This window comes from Rugamonas apoptosis, assembly GCF_014042355.1.
Classification (GTDB): Bacteria; Pseudomonadota; Gammaproteobacteria; order Burkholderiales; family Burkholderiaceae_D; genus Rugamonas; species Rugamonas apoptosis.
The window spans coordinates 73,407-88,856 of record NZ_JACEZU010000017.1 but is presented as its reverse complement, the minus strand read 5'-3'; the positions used below and the strand labels follow the sequence as shown (position 1 = coordinate 88,856).

The window sequence follows — 15,450 nt, the reverse complement described above, 5'->3', positions numbered from 1 at the left end:
CTCTTGCGAGTATCCTATTTCATTTATTTCTTGTGAACATTTGATATTTTAAGTATCACGAAGACTGGCTTCGTGTGCACTTCCATCAAACGTCCACACTTATCGACTGTGAATTTTTAAAGAACTTTATTCGGTACTGCTTGCTGCGAATCGTTTTGTTCGTCAGCAGAGAGATGAGATTATGCGGTGTTTCGTGCAGCTCGTCAACCCCTCGTTTTTTTCCCCGCTCAACTCGCATTTTCGTGCGCCGTTTTGCGGGGAGGCGAACTATATCAAAGGCCGTCGAACTTTGGCAAGCGCTTTTCGAGGAAGGCATGCATGCCCTCTTTCTGGGCCGGCGTGCCGAATGCTGCGTGGAACAAACGGCGCTCGTAATTGACGCCTTCCGTCAGCGTCGTTTCGAACGCGCGGTTGACGGCATCCTTGATCATCATCGCGACGGAAGTCGGCATGGCGGCGATGGTGGCTGCTGCGGCCAGGGTTTCTTCAATCAGCTTGTCGGCCGGGACCACGCGCGACACCAGGCCGATACGCTCCGCTTCTGCCGCGTCGATGGTACGCGCCGTCAGCAGCAGGTCCATCGCCTTGGCTTTGCCGATAGCGCGGGGCAGGCGCTGGGTGCCGCCCGCGCCCGGCGTGACGCCGACCTTGATTTCCGGCTGGCCGAACTTGGCATTGTCGCCCGCGATCAGGAAATCGCACATCATGGCCAGTTCGCAGCCACCGCCCAGCGCATAGCCGGACACGGCGCCCACCACCGGCTTACGCACGCGCAGGATGTGCTCCCAGTTGCGGGTGATGTAGTTGTCGCGATAGGTGTCGGTGTACGTGTAATCAGCCATGGCCGCGATGTCGGCGCCAGCGGCGAATGCCTTCTCGCTGCCGGTGAGGACGATACAGCCGATGGCCGGATCAGCGTCGAATTTATACAGAGCGTCGCCCAGCTCATTCATCATGCGGTCGTTCAGCGCATTCAGGGCCTTGGGGCGGTTCAGGCGGATCAGCGCCACATTGTCATGAATTTCTACGATCAGGTCTTCATACTGCATCGAGCTCTCCTCCAATTGAACAGGTATCCATCGATTGTAGCGTCTATCTATGGAGAAGGGGCACTGGTATGATGAGCTGCTTGATCCGCTGCCCTGACAGGACCTCCCATTCTTACCGTATTCCGACTCTACTTGCGCGACAAGTTCGGCGGCGACGCCCTGTTGCGTAATGCCGACTTCCGGCGCTACTGGTTCAGCAGTGTGCTCAATGGCTTCGGCGGCCAGGTCAGCGGGCTGGCGCTGCCGCTGTGCGCCGTGCTGCTGCTGCACGCCACACCGGCGCAGATGGGTATCCTGGTCGCCGCCCAGGCTGTCCCGTTCGCGCTGTTCGCACTGCCGGCTGGCGTCATCCTGGACCGCAACAGCAAATTCCCCATCCTGCTATTGAGCGAGTCTATCCAGGCCATCTCACTGGCCAGCATCCCCGCCGCCTACTGGATGGGTGCCTTGTCCATCCACTGGATGTATGCGAACGCCTTCGTGCTGGGCACGTGTTCGGTGGTGGGCGGTGGAGCCGAACAGATCTTCCTCACCTACTTGACCGGGCGCGAAGGCCTGATCGACGCCCAGTCCAAATTGACGGCCACCGATTCCGCCTCGCGCGTACTGGCGCCCGGCATCGCCGGCATCCTGATCCAGTGGCTGACTGCACCGTTCGCGGTGCTGCTCAACGCCATCGGCTTCGTGGTATCCGTCTTCAACCTGCGCCGCATCAGCGTGCGCGATCCGCGCCCCGCCCCATCGGACAAGCACCCACTGCGCGACATCCACGACGGCCTGAAATTCATCTGGGGTCAACCGCTGCTGCGCACTCTGGCCTGGGCCACGGGTTGCTGGCATTGGCTGTTCTATGGCTACACGGCGCTGGTGATTTTGTTCGCCACGCGCGAACTGGGCATGACGCCGGGGATGCTGGGAACGACGCAAATGGTAGGCGGGTTAGGTGTTTTCGCCAGCTCGCAACTGCTCAAGCCCCTGAATCGCCGGTTCGGGCCGGGCCGCACCATCCTGGTCGGCGTGGCGGCGACGGTGCTGGGCTTTGTGCTGACCCCCATCATCCCGGCCGAACTGCTCGGCAGCCGTACCGCCAGCGCCATCGCCTACGCCGTTCTGGTGTTCTTCTTCGACTGCGGCGTCATGTTGTTCTTCATGCCCTACATGGCCTTGCGCCAGAGAGTAACGCCAGACGAATTCCTGGGCCGCATGACCTCCACCATGCGCTTCCTGACGGTGGCCACCGCGCCCGTGGGCGCGATGTTGGCGGGGGCCGTGGCCGAACACTACAGCATCCGTACCGGTTTAACCTGCGTGGCTGCCGGCGGCGTGCTGCTCACCATCGCCCTGCTCTTATCCAAGCCTATCCGGGCCGTGCGGCCCTGAACAGGAGCGACCGCCCGCCGCGAAAATCAACGCGCCGGCGCCTGGCGCGGCAACAGCAGCCAGATCGCGCCGCGCTGTTTCATGCGGCCCGCGTTGTCGGCCGCCTCGGTGCCGAAGCCAAAGAAGTAATCGACCCGGATCGCGCCACGAATGGCGCCGCCTGTATCCTGCGTCATCACCAGCCGTTGCAGCGGAATGTCGCTGTTGGGCTGCGTGGTGGAGAGGAACATGGGCACACCCAGCGGCAGTTGCGTCTTATCGATGGCCACCGAACGCTGCGGCGTCAACGGCACGCCCAGCGCGCCCTTCGGCCCCACGCGCGGATCGGGCAAGCGCTCCTCCTTGAAGAACACATAGCTGGGGTTGACGTTGAACAGTTCCTGCATGCGGGTGGGATGCCCTGCGATCCACGCCTTGATGCCCTGCGCCGAGGCCTGCTCCATCGTCAGCTCACCCTTGTCCACCAGCCAGCGGCCGATCGACTTGTACGGATGGCCATTCTGGTCGGCGTACGCCACCCGCACGGTTTCCTGGGTGTCGGCCAGTTGCACCCGGCCCGAGCCCTGCACCTGCAGGAAGAACGACTCCACCGGATCATCCACCCACAGCAATTCCTTGCCGCTCGCGTCAGCCCGCTCGATCTCGGCACGGCTGGAATACGGCACCACCTTCTTGCCCACCAGCCGCCCGCGCAAGCGCATCCCCTTCAACTCGGGATACACGCTTGCCAGGTCCACAGTGAGCAAATCATCGGGCACTTTGTACAAAGGCGTCTGGTACGGGCCGCCACGCTTGCGGGCGCCGCGCAGCAGCGGTTCGTAGTAGCCGGTGATCAGGCCATCCTGCGCGCCGTCCGGGGCGATGACCTGGTTCGGCACCAGGAAGGCCTCGAAGAAGGTACGGATCGCCTGCTCGTCGCCGCCATTGACGGTGCGGGCGATGGTGCACACTTCCTTCCAGTCCGCCTGCTTGACCAGCACCGTGCACGAGGACATGAAGGCCGGCCAGGCGGCGCGCACGTCGTCGCGGTCCCAGCCCGGCAGCGCGGCGAAGGTCGACGGCACGAACTGCGGCGTGGTGGGTAACGGAGTTGGCACCGGCGTCGGGGCCGGCGTGGGCGTCGGGGTGGGCGCGGGTGCCGGCACCACGGGTGGCGCGGGCGGGCGCGGCGGCGCCGTGGTACAGGCGGCCAATGCCAGCGCGACGGCCGTCAGCGAAACGAGTAAACTACTACGTGTAAATGACATAAGGATAACTATGTGGGTCTTGATGTTAGAAGCGATTGTGGCGTTCTTCCTGCTGGTCTTCATCGTCTGGTGGACCATGTACTCGGGCAAAAAACCCGCCCAGCAACAAAATAAGCAGAAGAATGACGACACGAAGTGAGGCGCGCCAGCGACGCGCCCCGGTGCTGCGCCGTGGACCGCGTCAGTGCAAGGTGCGCGGCAGCGACAGGACGAATTCAGGAATCTTGACTTCGAACTGGTGACCATCCTCGGCCACGCAGAAATACTCGCCCGTCATCGAACCCTGCTGGGTTTGCAGCGCCGTGCCGCTGGTGTATTCGAACTGCTCGTTCGGCTGCAGCAAAGGCTGGTGGCCCACCACGCCCAGGCCGCGCACTTCCTCGACGTGGTTGTTGGCGTCCGTGATGACCCAATGGCGCGAGATCAGCTGCGCCGGCACCGTTCCCGTATTCTTGATCGTGATCGAGTAAGTGAACACAAAATTGGTGCGCTCCGGGTCCGACTGCTCGGGCAGGTACTGGGTTCTGACCGACACAGTAAATTCGTAAGTGGCCATCGACTTTCCTTAAAAAACGGTAAAACGTGAATCGCCGGCAATGATAGCGATTCATTATCGTCAGTCCTACATTGCACTCCAAATTGGAGCAGGATGCAAGCTGCCGCGGCCAAAACGGTCCATAAAACCGGGCTTCAAACAGGCGCGGCCACGCCAGCGAGCGTAAAATAGCGCATCTTTTTAAAATGCAAGCACACTGCACGCCCACACCATGACCACTTTCCGCATCGCTCCCAGCATCCTGTCCGCCGACTTCGCCCGCCTGGGCGAGGAAGTACGCAATGTCGTCACGGCCGGCGCCGACATCATCCACTTCGACGTGATGGACAACCATTATGTGCCGAACCTGACCATCGGCCCGCTGGTATGCCAGGCGATCCGCCCGCACGTGCAAGTGCCGATCGACGTGCACCTGATGGTCAAACCGGTCGACCGCCTGATCCCCGACTTCGCCAAGGCCGGCGCCAACATCATCACCTTCCACCCGGAAGCGTCGGAGCACATCGACCGCTCGCTGCAACTGATCCGCGACAACGGCTGCAAGGCCGGCCTGGTGTTCAACCCCGGCACCCCGCTGCACTACCTGGACCATGTGATGGACAAGATCGACATGATCCTCATCATGTCCGTCAACCCCGGCTTCGGCGGCCAGTCCTTCATTCCCGAAGCGCTGAAAAAAATCGCGCTGGCGCGTCGCAAGATCGATGAATCGGGCCGCGACATCCTGCTGGAAGTGGACGGCGGCATCAAGATCGACAACATCGCCGCGGCAGCGGCAGCGGGCGCCGACACCTTCGTCGCCGGCTCGGCCATCTTCGGCCAGCCCGACTACAAGGCCGTGATCGACGCCATGCGCACCCAACTGGCGACGGTGTAAGCATGAAGGTACTGGCAGGCGTGCGCGCCGCGATCATCGATCTGGATGGCACCATGCTCGACACGGTGCCCGACTTCCACGTGGCCATCAACGCCATGCGCGCCGAACTGGGCCTGGCGCCCATTTCGCAACAGCAGATCGCCAACATGGTGGGCAAGGGTTCCGAGAACCTGATCCGCAGCGTGCTGGCGCTCGACTTTGACGCGGCCGGCGTGGAACAGCATTTCGAGGCGGCGCTGGGTTCCTACCAGCGCCACTACCTGGCCATCAACGGCAACCACAGCGCGCTCTATCCAGACGTGATCGCGGGCCTGGAAGCGCTCAAAGCGCAAGGCCTGCGCCTGGCCTGCGTGACCAACAAACCGATCTCGTTCGCCACCCCGCTGCTGCACCAGAAAGGCCTGCACGGCTATTTCGACGTGGTGTACGGCGGCGATTCGCTGGCCCGCAAGAAGCCGGACCCGCTGCCGCTGCTGACGGTGTGCGAACAATTCGGCCTGGCGCCGGCCGCCGTGGTGGCCATCGGCGATTCGTCCAACGACGCGCAAGCGGCGCGGGCGGCCGGTTGCCCCGTGTTGACGGTGCCCTACGGTTACAATCACGGACAGGCTATACACGAAACCGATTCCGATGGTATAGTTGACACGCTGCTAGAAGCGGCACGCCAGATTCGTTTGCATAACTGAATTGCATACTGCGCTCAACTGAAAATGTTTCTCACCAAAAAACACACTGTCACACAACCAGGCTCGATTGAGGCCTGGCTTTGGCGACGCTGGCAATCCTGGCAAAAGTAACAAGCCGAATTGATTGCTGTCGCACGTGCCCGCGCACCCGACAGGTTTTTTGAAAACCCACCGCCGCTCACAATGCGGCGGCATGGAGAGAAACATGACCGAACTCGAATTCAAATCGTTGGCCAATGAAGGCTACAACCGTATCCCGCTGATCGCGGAAGCGTTTGCCGACCTCGAAACTCCCCTCACGCTGTACCTCAAGCTGGCCCAGACCCAGAACGCGGGCAAGAACACCTTCCTGCTCGAATCGGTGGTGGGCGGCGAGCGTTTCGGCCGCTACTCTTTCATCGGCCTGCCCGCCAATACGCTGCTGCGCAGCTCCGGCAATGTGACGGAAATCGTCCGCAACGGCGCCGTGATCGAAACCCACGAGGGCAATCCGCTCGAATTCATCGAACAATTCCAGTCCCGCTACAAGGTGGCCCTGCGCCCCGGCATGCCGCGCTTCTGCGGCGGCCTGGCCGGCTACTTCGGCTACGACACGGTGCGCCACATCGAGAAGAAACTGGCCGCCACCTGTCCCAAGGACGACCTGGGCCTGCCCGATATCCAGCTGATGGTGACGGAAGAACTGGCCGTGATCGACAACCTGTCGGGCAAGCTGTACCTGATCGTGTACGCCGATCCCACCCAGCCGGAAGCCTATTCCAAGGCCCGCCAGCGCCTGAAGGACCTGCGCGTGATGCTGCGCCGTGGCGTGGACGCGCCCGTCACTTCCAGCTCGGTGCGTACGGAAGCCATCCGTGAATTCGACAAGGCCGATTACCTGAAAGCGGTGGCCAAGGCCCACGAATACGTGATGGCCGGCGACCTGATGCAAGTGCAGATCGGCCAGCGCATACGCAAACCCTATGTCGATTCGCCGCTGACCCTGTACCGCGCGCTGCGTTCGCTGAACCCGTCGCCGTATATGTACTTCTACAATTTCGGCGACATGCAGATCGTTGGCGCCTCGCCCGAGATTTTGGTGCGCAACGAGACGGCGCCGGACGGCCAGAAGAAAGTCACGCTGCGCCCCATCGCCGGCACCCGCCCGCGCGGCAGCACGCCCGAGCGCGACGCCGAACTGGCGACGGAACTGCTGGCCGATCCAAAAGAGATCGCCGAACACGTGATGCTGATCGACCTGGCCCGCAATGACCTGGGCCGCATTTCCGACATCGGCAGCGTCAAGGTCACCGACCGTCTGGTGATCGAAAAGTATTCGCACGTGCAGCACATCGTCTCCAACGTGGAGGGCAAGCTGGAGGACGGCCTGTCCAACCTGGACGTGCTGCGCGCCACCTTCCCGGCCGGCACCCTGACGGGCGCGCCCAAGGTGCGGGCGATGGAAGTGATCGACGAGCTGGAAATCTCCAAGCGCGGCATCTACGGCGGCGCCTGCGGCTACCTGTCGTTCGGCGGCGAAATGGATGTGGCGATCGCCATCCGCACCGGCGTGATCAAGGACGGCAACCTGTACGTGCAGGCCGCCGCCGGCATCGTGGCCGACTCCATCCCCGAGATGGAATGGCAGGAAACTGAAAACAAGGCGCGCGCCGTGCTGCGCGCCGCCGAACAAGTGCAAGATGGCCTGGATGGGGAGTTCTGAGATGCTGCTGATGATCGACAACTACGACTCCTTCACCTACAACATCGTGCAGTATTTCGGCGAATTGGGCGAGGACGTGCGGGTCTACCGCAACGACGAAATCACGATCGAACAGATCGAGGCGCTCAATCCGGACCGCATCTGCATCTCGCCCGGCCCCAAGGACCCGTCGCAGGCCGGCATCTCGCTGGCGGTGCTCAAGCACTTCGCCGGCAAGAAGCCTATCCTGGGCGTGTGCCTGGGCCACCAGGCCATCGGCGAAGCCTTTGGCGGCAAGGTGATCCGCGCCAAGCAGGTCATGCATGGCAAAACTTCTCTCATCGCGCATACGGGCGTGGGCGTCTTCAAAGGACTGCCCTCCCCCTTCACAGTGATCCGTTATCACTCGCTCGCCATCGAGCGCGCCTCGCTGCCTTCCTGCCTGGAAGTGACGGCCTGGACCGACGACGGTGAAATCATGGGCGTGCGCCACAAGGAATACGACATCGAGGGCGTGCAGTTCCACCCCGAGTCCATCCTGTCGGAACACGGCCACCAGCTGCTGAAGAATTTCCTGGTCCGCTGAGGAGGGGCGTACGTCTTCACGTACGTCTTTGCTCCCCCTGCTGCGACCCGCGTTCAAATCATTGAAGAAGGAATTGCCATGCCGATCACCCATCAAGAAGCCCTGCTGCGCTGCATCGAACACCGCGAGATTTTCCACGACGAGATGCTGCACCTGTTCCGCCAGATCATGTCCGGCGAAATGTCGCCCGTGATGATCGCGGCCCTGACCATGGGCCTGCGCGTGAAAAAAGAAACCATCGGCGAAATCGCCGCCGCCGCGCAAGTGATGCGCGAATTCTCCACCAAGGTGCCGATGGCCGACACCAGTGGCCTGCTCGACATCGTCGGCACCGGCGGCGACGGCGCCCACACCTTCAACATCTCCACCGCCTCCATGTTCGTGGCCGCCGCCGCCGGCGCGCGCGTGGCCAAGCATGGCGGACGCAGCGTGTCGTCCTCGTCCGGCAGCGCCGACGTGATCGAAGCGCTGGGCGCCAACATCAACCTGAAGCCGGAGCAGATCGCCCAGTCGATCGCGCAGACCGGCATCGGCTTCATGTTCGCCCCCAACCACCATGCGGCCATGAAGCACGCGGCCCCGGTGCGGCGCGAACTGGGCGTGCGCACCATCTTCAACATCCTGGGCCCGCTCACCAATCCAGCCGGCGCACCCAATATCCTGATGGGCGTATTCCACGCCGACCTGGTGGGTATCCAGGTGCGGGTGCTGCAGCGCCTGGGCGCGCAGCACGCCATGGTGGTCTATGGCCGCGACAACATGGACGAAGTGTCGCTGGGCGCGGCCACCATGGTTGGTGAACTGGTCAACGGCGAAATCCGCGAATACGAAATCCATCCGGAAGACTTCGGCCTGCAGATGATCGCCAGCCGCAACTTGAAGGTGGCCGACGCCACCGCCTCCAAGGCCATGATGACCGAAGCGCTGACCGGCCAGCCCGGCGCGCCGTACGACATCGTGGCCCTGAACGCCGGCACCGCCCTGTACGCGGCCGGCGTGGCCAGCTCGATCGAGGATGGCCTGAAGCGGGCCCGTATCGCCATCGAATCGGGCGCCGCGCTCAAGAAGATCGAGCAATTCGTGCAGGTGACGCAGACCCTGGGCGCCACCAACTGAGGACAGGCCATGTCCGGCGCGCGCCACCTGCCGCCGGACTTGCCCCTGTCCCCGCCCCGCACCTGGCCCTGCCCGAACAACACTAGCATCCCACTTTTCACTGGTTCCCATCATGTCCGACATCCTCAACAAAATCCTGGCCGTCAAGGCCGACGAAGTGGCCGCCGCCAAGAAGCACCGCAGCCTGGCCAGCCTGCGTAGCGAAGTGGAAGGCAACGCCGAACTGCGTGCCGGCTTGCGCGGCTTCGAGGCCAGCCTGCGCCGCCACATCGCCGCCGGCGCGGCCGGGGTGATCGCGGAAGTGAAGAAAGCCTCGCCCTCCAAGGGTGTGCTGCGGGCCGATTTCCGCCCGGCCGACATCGCGGCCAGCTACGCGGCCGGCGGCGCGGCCTGCCTGTCCGTGCTGACGGACGTGCAGTTCTTCCAGGGCGCCGTTGAGTACCTGCAACAGGCGCGCGGCGCCTGCGCCCTGCCCGTGCTGCGCAAGGATTTTTTGGTCGACATGTACCAGGTGTATGAAGCGCGCGCCATGGGCGCCGACTGCATCCTGCTGATCGTGTCGGCGCTGGATCACGGCCTGATGGCGGAAATGGAAGCCTGCGCCCATGAACTGGGCATGGACGTGCTGGTGGAAGTGCACGACGGCGACGAACTGACGGCCGCCCTGCGCCTGAAAACCAATCTGATGGGCATCAACAACCGCAACCTGCGCACCTTCGAGACGTCGCTGGACACCACCCTGGGCTTGTTGCCGCGGATTCCAAGCGAGCGCCTCGTCGTCACGGAATCTGGCATCATGGTAACAAATGACGTGCAGCGCATGCGCGATGCTAACGTCAATGCATTCCTGGTGGGCGAAGCGTTCATGCGCGCCCCGGACCCTGGCGCAGAACTGCGCCGCCTGTTCAACTGATCGGAGATTGCCATGGCCATGACACCGTTGAGGAAAACAGCCCTCGCGGGGCTGGCCTCGTTATTGGGAACGTCCCTGCTGGCAGGGCTGTTCGCCAGTCTGCTCACCTCCTGCTACACGCAGCCTACCGTACAACCGGCGCCACCCGTCACCCGCGCTCCCGCGCCGGCCCATGTGCCGGCGCCCAGCCAGCGTCTGGCGGCCACGCTGGATGACTACAAGATCCAGGTGGCCCAGCGCATCGCCGCCGTCAATGCCGCGCAGATTTTCCACGGCGCGCTGCCGCCCATGCTGCCGGCCATCGTCGTACTGGACTTCACCATCGACGGTAATGGCAATGTCGGCAACCTGCGCGTGCACCGCTCGCGCGACGAAGACGCTTCCAGCATCGCCATGAACGCCGTGCGCCGGGCCGAGCCCCTGCCCCGTCCCGGTTCCCTGCTGCGGGGCCGCAACCTGGCCGTGACGGAAACCTTCCTGTTCAATCGGGATTACCAGTTCCAGCTGCGCACGCTGGCCGGGCCGCAGTAACGGCAGTTATCGCGATGATCGCCGCTGCAACGGCGCCCGCAGGCCGCGTTCAGCCCAGCGCCACCCGCGTCGGCAGGCTGGCCGGCTCCGCCACCTCGACCCGGTTGCGCCCCAGCGCCTTGGCGCGGTACAGGGCGCCGTCGGCCCGCTGCAAAATACCATCCAGATCTTCCTCGGCGTTGAGCTGGCAGGCGATGCCGATGCTGGCCGTATAGGCCGGCAGGTCATCCTTGCGCGGCGCCCGCAGCACCTCCTGGATGCGTTCCGCCACATTGCCGGCTCGCTCCAGGCCCGTATCGGGCAGCAGCACGACGAATTCCTCGCCACCGAAACGGGCCACCTGGTCCGATGCCCGCAGCGCCTTGCCGATCACCCCCGCCACATGTACCAGCACCCGGTCGCCGGTGGCATGGCCATAGCGGTCGTTGATGGACTTGAAGTGATCCAGGTCGATGCTGAGCAGGGTGGTGGCGCGGCGCTCGCGCTGCATCAGGGCGCGCTCGCGGGCATACACGTCGGCAAAGCCGCGCCGGTTCAGCACCTGGGTCAACGGATCGCGGGTCGAACGCCGTTCCAGGATGGTTTGCAGGCGCCGGGTGGCCATGGTCATGAAACCCACTGCCAGCATCAGCACCATGAAACTGCTGGTCGCCATATACACGCTCAAGAATGGCCCCGGCCGCAGCAAGTCGACCGAGATGCCGCCGTCATAAAGCGCCCGAACACCGCGGACGATGACCACCAGCGTCTGCACCAGCATCAGCATACCGAAGAACAGGGTGGGGAACTGGCGCTCGCCATGGCGTACGACCAGCCACAACTGGCGGCTGTAGCACGCGCAGACGAAGGTCGAGAAAATAGCGACGCGGGTGGCAAAATCGGGCTCCGCCAGCATCCAATAGGCGATCGCGGCCATGCCCAGCCCCCAGCAGCCTTGAACCATGCGCCAGCTGGGGCGTACGCCGTAGAATTTTTCGGTACCGATCAAGGTCAGTCCTATGCCCCACAGCAGCGTGGCGTTCATGCCCAGCATGGACACCACCTTGGGCATCGGACCGTTGCGCAGCGCCAGCAGCACCGCGCCGGTTACCAGACACAACAGGGCGCCGCCCCATTCCCGCAATCCGCCTATCTCGGACGGAAAACTGCGCGAAGCCGAAAACAGCACGACACTCATTGCCCCACCCATCAGGGTGGACATCAGGATGATAGTGTAAGGATCGAGCTGGATCACGGGCAGCATGGGGTTGGTGGAGGCGGACTGGCGCGCAGGTGCCAATTGCCTCTGCATTTTAGCCCATAAGCCGACGGACAAATATGCCGGAATTCTTACCGCGGTCCGGCGCGGCCTGAAAACCGTACCGGACCGCCACGCCGCCCAGTGACAATTCAGCGCGCGGCGCTGGGGCGCAGGGCCGCGCCGCGCTTGCCGCCGGCCGCGTCCAGCGTGAGCGTGATGCCCGGCGCACGGTCGCCGTGCAGCGTGACCTGGAACGCCATCAATTCATCGCGCCGGAAGGCATGCACTTCGACGGTGGCGCCCACCGCGTAGCGCGCCAGCAGGTTATCCAGGTTGGCGTGGGTGGCGCGCAGGCCATCCACCGCCACCAGCACGTCGCCCGCCGACAGGCCGGCCTGATGCGCCGCCCCGCCCTCGTGCACGGCCGACAGCTTGCAGTCGTTGCCATCGCGGCCGGGATTGACGTCCAGGCTGGGCTTGGCCGACTTGCGCTCGTCGGCCAGCTTGACGCCCACCGGCGCCAGCAGCTTGGCCAACGGCAGGTCGGCCGTGCCGCGCACGTACTTGTCGAAGAACGATTTCAGGCGCAGGCCGCTGATCTCGTCGAACAGCGCTTCCACCTCGGCCGGCGTCACGCCCCGGCCGCCATCCGGGTAGAAGTCGTGGCCGTAGCGCTGCCACAGGGCCAGCATCACATCGTCCAGCGTGCGGGCGCCGGCCGTCTTGGCGCGGATGGTCAGGTCCAGTGCCAGCGCCACCAGCGAACCCTTGGTGTAGTAGCTGACGATGGCGTTGGGCGCGTTCTCGTCCTGGCGGTAGTACTTGGTCCAGGCGTCGAAGCTCGATTCGGCCACGCTCTGCTTGTTGCGGCCACTGCCGCGCAGCACGCTGGCGACGGTTTTACCCAGCAGTTTGAAATAGGCCGGCTCGCCGATCAGGCCGGCGCGCACCAGCATCAGATCGTCGTAATAGCTGGTGAACCCTTCGAACAGCCACAGCAGCGGCGAGTGGTTCTCCACTTGCAGGTCGTACGGCGCGAAGGCCGCCGGCTTGATGCGCTTGACGTTCCACGTGTGGAAATACTCGTGGCTGCACAAGCCCAGGAATTGCAGGTAGCCGTCCGGGAGCTCCTTGGTTTTCGGCGCGGCCGTGCTGGGCAGGTCGGCGCGGGCGCAGATCAGGGCCGTGGAGGCGCGGTGTTCCAGGCCACCGTAGCCGTCGCCCACCGCCATGGTGAGGAACAGGTAGCGTTCCATGGGCGCCCGTTTGGTCTTCGGCTCGAAGAAGGCGATCTGGGTTTCGCAGATGGATTTCAGGTCGCGGCACAGGCGCGCCAGATCCAGGTTGGGCACCCGGCCCGTGACGACGATATCGTGCGGCACGCCATGGGCCTTGAAGGTGGCCAGCGCGAAGTCGCCCATCTCCACCGGATGGTCGATCAATTCATCGTAATTGGCCGCCACGTAGCTGCCGAAGCCGTAGCGCTTGGCCTTCAGTTCCGGCAGCGCCGTGGCCACCCGCCAGCTGGCGGCGGCCGGGTCGGACGGACGCTGGATGTCGACCGTGTGGGCGCCCTGCTCCTGCCCCACCACGCGCAGGAACACGCTGGTGCCGTTGAAGAAGCCGTGGGTCTGGTCCAGGTGGGCGGCGCGTACCGACAAGTCCCAGGCATAGACTTCGTAGTGCACCAGCAGCGGGCCGGCCACGGGCGCGGCCTGCCAGGTATGCTTATCGAGCTTGGTCAGCGGCACGTCCTTGCCGTTCGATTCGGCGCGGATCTGGATGATGTTGCGGGCGAATTCGCGGATCATGTAGCTGCCCGGGATCCAGGCCGGCAGCGCCAGCACCTGGCCGTCCGGCGCCGGCGCGCTCACGGCCAGCGTGACCTGGAACAGGTGGCCCGGCAAATCCTTGGCCACGATGCTGTAGGCGATGGCGGGGCTCTTCTTGTTCTGTGCTTTCTTCATTTTTTTCCTATAGCTGATCTGGTTCCGGCGCCGCTTGTGGCGGCGCCAGGTCGTCCGGGGTGTCGATATCGCGCAGTACGCCGCTGTCGTCCACCGCCACTTCACACACGGGATGCGCGCGCAGGATAGCGCGCGCACCCTGGTCGCCTTCCAGCGCCAGCAGCAACGGCAAGTAGCCGCGGCCAAAGGCGACCGGATTGCCGCGCTGGCCCTGGTACACGGGCGCCGCGATGCCGGCGCCGTTCGGCACAGTCTTCACGGTGGCCGCCAGGCTGGCGATGGTGGCCGGGCGCACAAAGGGCATGTCGGCCAGCGCGATCAGCCAGCCTTCGGCGCCTCGGGCGTAGTCTATCGCATGGACCAGGGAAGCGGCCATGCCCAGATCGGCGTCCGGGCATACCCGCACTTCGCAACCGAGCGCGCCCAGCGCGGCGGCCAAGGTATCGTCGCCGGGCCGCACCACCGCCACCACGCGCGGCAGCACCGCCAGCAGATTGCGGGCGCTGGCCTCGGCCACGGTGCCGCCGCCGGCCAGCGGCTGCAGCAGCTTGCTGCGCCGGCCGGACGGGTCGAAACGCCGGCCCCGCCCTGCCGCCAGCAGGATACCCGTAACGCTCACCGCCTCAAGCGCTGGCCGCGGCCAGGTCGAACGGGAGCGTGCGCGAGTGCCGGCCCGCCTTGTATGTATTTTCCGTTGAATTTCAATGAGATCATCTCAGGGTCCTTTTTGCGCGGCATAACTACCATGGGACAGGCAAAGACGAAACCGGCGCCGCGATGCACGGGCGCCGTGAGACTGGGGACGAGGTTCCCGTCCGGATGGGAGCCGTTGATGCGACGACGCTTATCTGTTTTTACCTGTACTTACTTGATCGATGACAGCTTTGCTTCCAGCGAACGGGCATCGATGGCGCCAGGCACCCGGCTGCCGTCGGTGAAGAAGATGGCTGGCGTGCCGGTGATGTTCAGCTTGCGGCCCAGCTCCAGCACCGCGTCGTTGGGCGAGTTGCAGGCGGCCGGCGCGGCCGGCGCGGCCTTACCCGACACCATCCAATCGTCCCATGCCTTGTTGCGGTCGGCCGCGCACCAGATGTTCTTGGACTTGGTGAACGAATCCTCGGTCAGGATGTTGTACATGAAGGTGTAGACGGTGATGTTGTCCATCGCCTTGATGGTGTTCTGGCGGAAGCGCTTGCAGTACCCGCAGTTGGGGTCCTCGAACACGGCGATCACGCGCTTGCCGTCGCCCTTGACCAGCTTGACGGCCTTGTCCAGCGGCAGGTCGGAGAACTTGATGCGGTTGATTTCATCCAGCCGCTCGCGGGTCAGGTCGACCGACGTCTTGGCGTTGTAGATGTGGCCCGAGAACAGATAGGTCGCCGTCTTGTCGGTGTACAGGATGTCGCCGCCCATGCGCACTTCATACAGGCCGCTGTAGGGCGTCTCCTTGACCGAATCGACCTTGGCGCCGCCGCCCAGGCGCGGCTCGATCAGCTTCTTGATGCCGGCCTCGGTCGGCGTCTCGGCGCCCACGCAGGACGCCATCAGGGCCGATAACAACAGCAGTGCGGTCTTGCTCTTTCTCATACCATCTCCGAAATCGAATCACAGGCGCCGCCCG

16 protein-coding genes are annotated in these 15,450 nt (G+C 64.1%); 9 read left to right on the top strand and 7 right to left on the bottom strand.

Annotated features, from left to right (window positions below):
• Nucleotides 1–272: 272 nt before the first annotated feature.
• A complete protein-coding gene (locus tag H3H39_RS25770) occupies nt 273–1,049 on the bottom strand; it encodes an enoyl-CoA hydratase (RefSeq protein ID WP_182157251.1) in 777 nt (258 codons plus the stop codon).
• Between the two features lie 132 nt (nt 1,050–1,181).
• On the opposite strand from H3H39_RS25770, the gene H3H39_RS25765 reads away from it, so the two are divergent.
• Nucleotides 1,182–2,429 (top strand): MFS transporter, encoded by a 1,248-nt coding sequence (locus H3H39_RS25765; RefSeq protein WP_229218294.1) that lies wholly within the window; start codon nt 1,182–1,184, stop codon nt 2,427–2,429.
• 26 nt (nt 2,430–2,455) lie between these two features.
• Here the strand turns inward: H3H39_RS25765 and mltA are convergent, their stop codons facing one another.
• On the bottom strand, nt 2,456–3,526 hold the full coding sequence (mltA, locus tag H3H39_RS25760) for a murein transglycosylase A (RefSeq protein WP_511263848.1): 1,071 nt from the start codon (nt 3,524–3,526) through the stop codon (nt 2,456–2,458).
• A 16-nt stretch (nt 3,527–3,542) separates the two neighbouring features.
• Between mltA and H3H39_RS28560 the strand changes: the two genes are divergently transcribed.
• Entirely contained in the window at nt 3,543–3,815 is a 273-nt protein-coding gene (locus H3H39_RS28560; protein ID WP_375540461.1) for a hypothetical protein, read from the top strand.
• Nucleotides 3,816–3,857: 42 nt separating this feature from the next.
• Here the strand turns inward: H3H39_RS28560 and apaG are convergent, their stop codons facing one another.
• Nucleotides 3,858–4,232: a Co2+/Mg2+ efflux facilitator ApaG/CorD gene (gene apaG / locus H3H39_RS25755; protein ID WP_182157249.1), complete on the bottom strand. Its 375-nt coding sequence runs from the start codon at nt 4,230–4,232 to the stop codon at nt 3,858–3,860.
• Between the two features lie 211 nt (nt 4,233–4,443).
• Here apaG and rpe point away from each other — a divergent pair, with 211 nt between their 5' ends.
• From rpe to H3H39_RS25720, 7 genes are all read left to right on the top strand, one after another.
• Nucleotides 4,444–5,109, top strand: coding sequence for a ribulose-phosphate 3-epimerase (rpe, locus tag H3H39_RS25750; RefSeq protein WP_182157248.1), 666 nt, complete (start codon nt 4,444–4,446; stop codon nt 5,107–5,109).
• A gap of 2 nt (nt 5,110–5,111) precedes the next feature.
• Complete coding sequence (locus H3H39_RS25745) at nt 5,112–5,795, top strand: phosphoglycolate phosphatase (RefSeq protein WP_182157247.1); 684 nt, start codon at nt 5,112–5,114, stop codon at nt 5,793–5,795.
• Between the two features lie 205 nt (nt 5,796–6,000).
• Nucleotides 6,001–7,497: an anthranilate synthase component I gene (trpE, locus tag H3H39_RS25740; RefSeq protein ID WP_182157246.1), complete on the top strand. Its 1,497-nt coding sequence runs from the start codon at nt 6,001–6,003 to the stop codon at nt 7,495–7,497.
• Between the two features lies 1 nt (nt 7,498).
• Nucleotides 7,499–8,062 (top strand): anthranilate synthase component II, encoded by a 564-nt coding sequence (locus H3H39_RS25735; RefSeq protein ID WP_182157245.1) that lies wholly within the window; start codon nt 7,499–7,501, stop codon nt 8,060–8,062.
• Between the two features lie 78 nt (nt 8,063–8,140).
• Nucleotides 8,141–9,178, top strand: coding sequence for an anthranilate phosphoribosyltransferase (gene trpD / locus H3H39_RS25730; RefSeq protein WP_182157244.1), 1,038 nt, complete (start codon nt 8,141–8,143; stop codon nt 9,176–9,178).
• 112 nt (nt 9,179–9,290) lie between these two features.
• Nucleotides 9,291–10,091 carry an indole-3-glycerol phosphate synthase TrpC gene (gene trpC, locus H3H39_RS25725; RefSeq protein WP_182157243.1) on the top strand — a complete coding sequence of 267 codons (801 nt, stop codon included), beginning with the start codon at nt 9,291–9,293 and terminating at the stop codon, nt 10,089–10,091.
• A 12-nt stretch (nt 10,092–10,103) separates the two neighbouring features.
• A complete protein-coding gene (locus tag H3H39_RS25720; protein WP_182157242.1) occupies nt 10,104–10,622 on the top strand; it encodes an energy transducer TonB in 519 nt (172 codons plus the stop codon).
• A gap of 49 nt (nt 10,623–10,671) precedes the next feature.
• On the opposite strand, the gene H3H39_RS25715 is transcribed toward H3H39_RS25720, so the two are convergent.
• The 4 genes from H3H39_RS25715 to H3H39_RS25700 all read right to left on the bottom strand — a co-directional run bounded on the left by H3H39_RS25715 (nt 10,672) and on the right by H3H39_RS25700 (nt 15,416).
• Nucleotides 10,672–11,913: a GGDEF domain-containing protein gene (locus H3H39_RS25715; protein ID WP_229218293.1), complete on the bottom strand. Its 1,242-nt coding sequence runs from the start codon at nt 11,911–11,913 to the stop codon at nt 10,672–10,674.
• 98 nt (nt 11,914–12,011) lie between these two features.
• Nucleotides 12,012–13,829, bottom strand: coding sequence for a M61 family metallopeptidase (locus tag H3H39_RS25710; protein WP_182157241.1), 1,818 nt, complete (start codon nt 13,827–13,829; stop codon nt 12,012–12,014).
• Nucleotides 13,830–13,836: 7 nt separating this feature from the next.
• On the bottom strand, nt 13,837–14,448 hold the full coding sequence (locus H3H39_RS25705) for a nucleotidyltransferase family protein (RefSeq protein ID WP_182157240.1): 612 nt from the start codon (nt 14,446–14,448) through the stop codon (nt 13,837–13,839).
• Nucleotides 14,449–14,693: 245 nt separating this feature from the next.
• Nucleotides 14,694–15,416: a DsbC family protein gene (locus H3H39_RS25700; protein WP_182157239.1), complete on the bottom strand. Its 723-nt coding sequence runs from the start codon at nt 15,414–15,416 to the stop codon at nt 14,694–14,696.
• Nucleotides 15,417–15,450 lie beyond the last annotated feature (34 nt).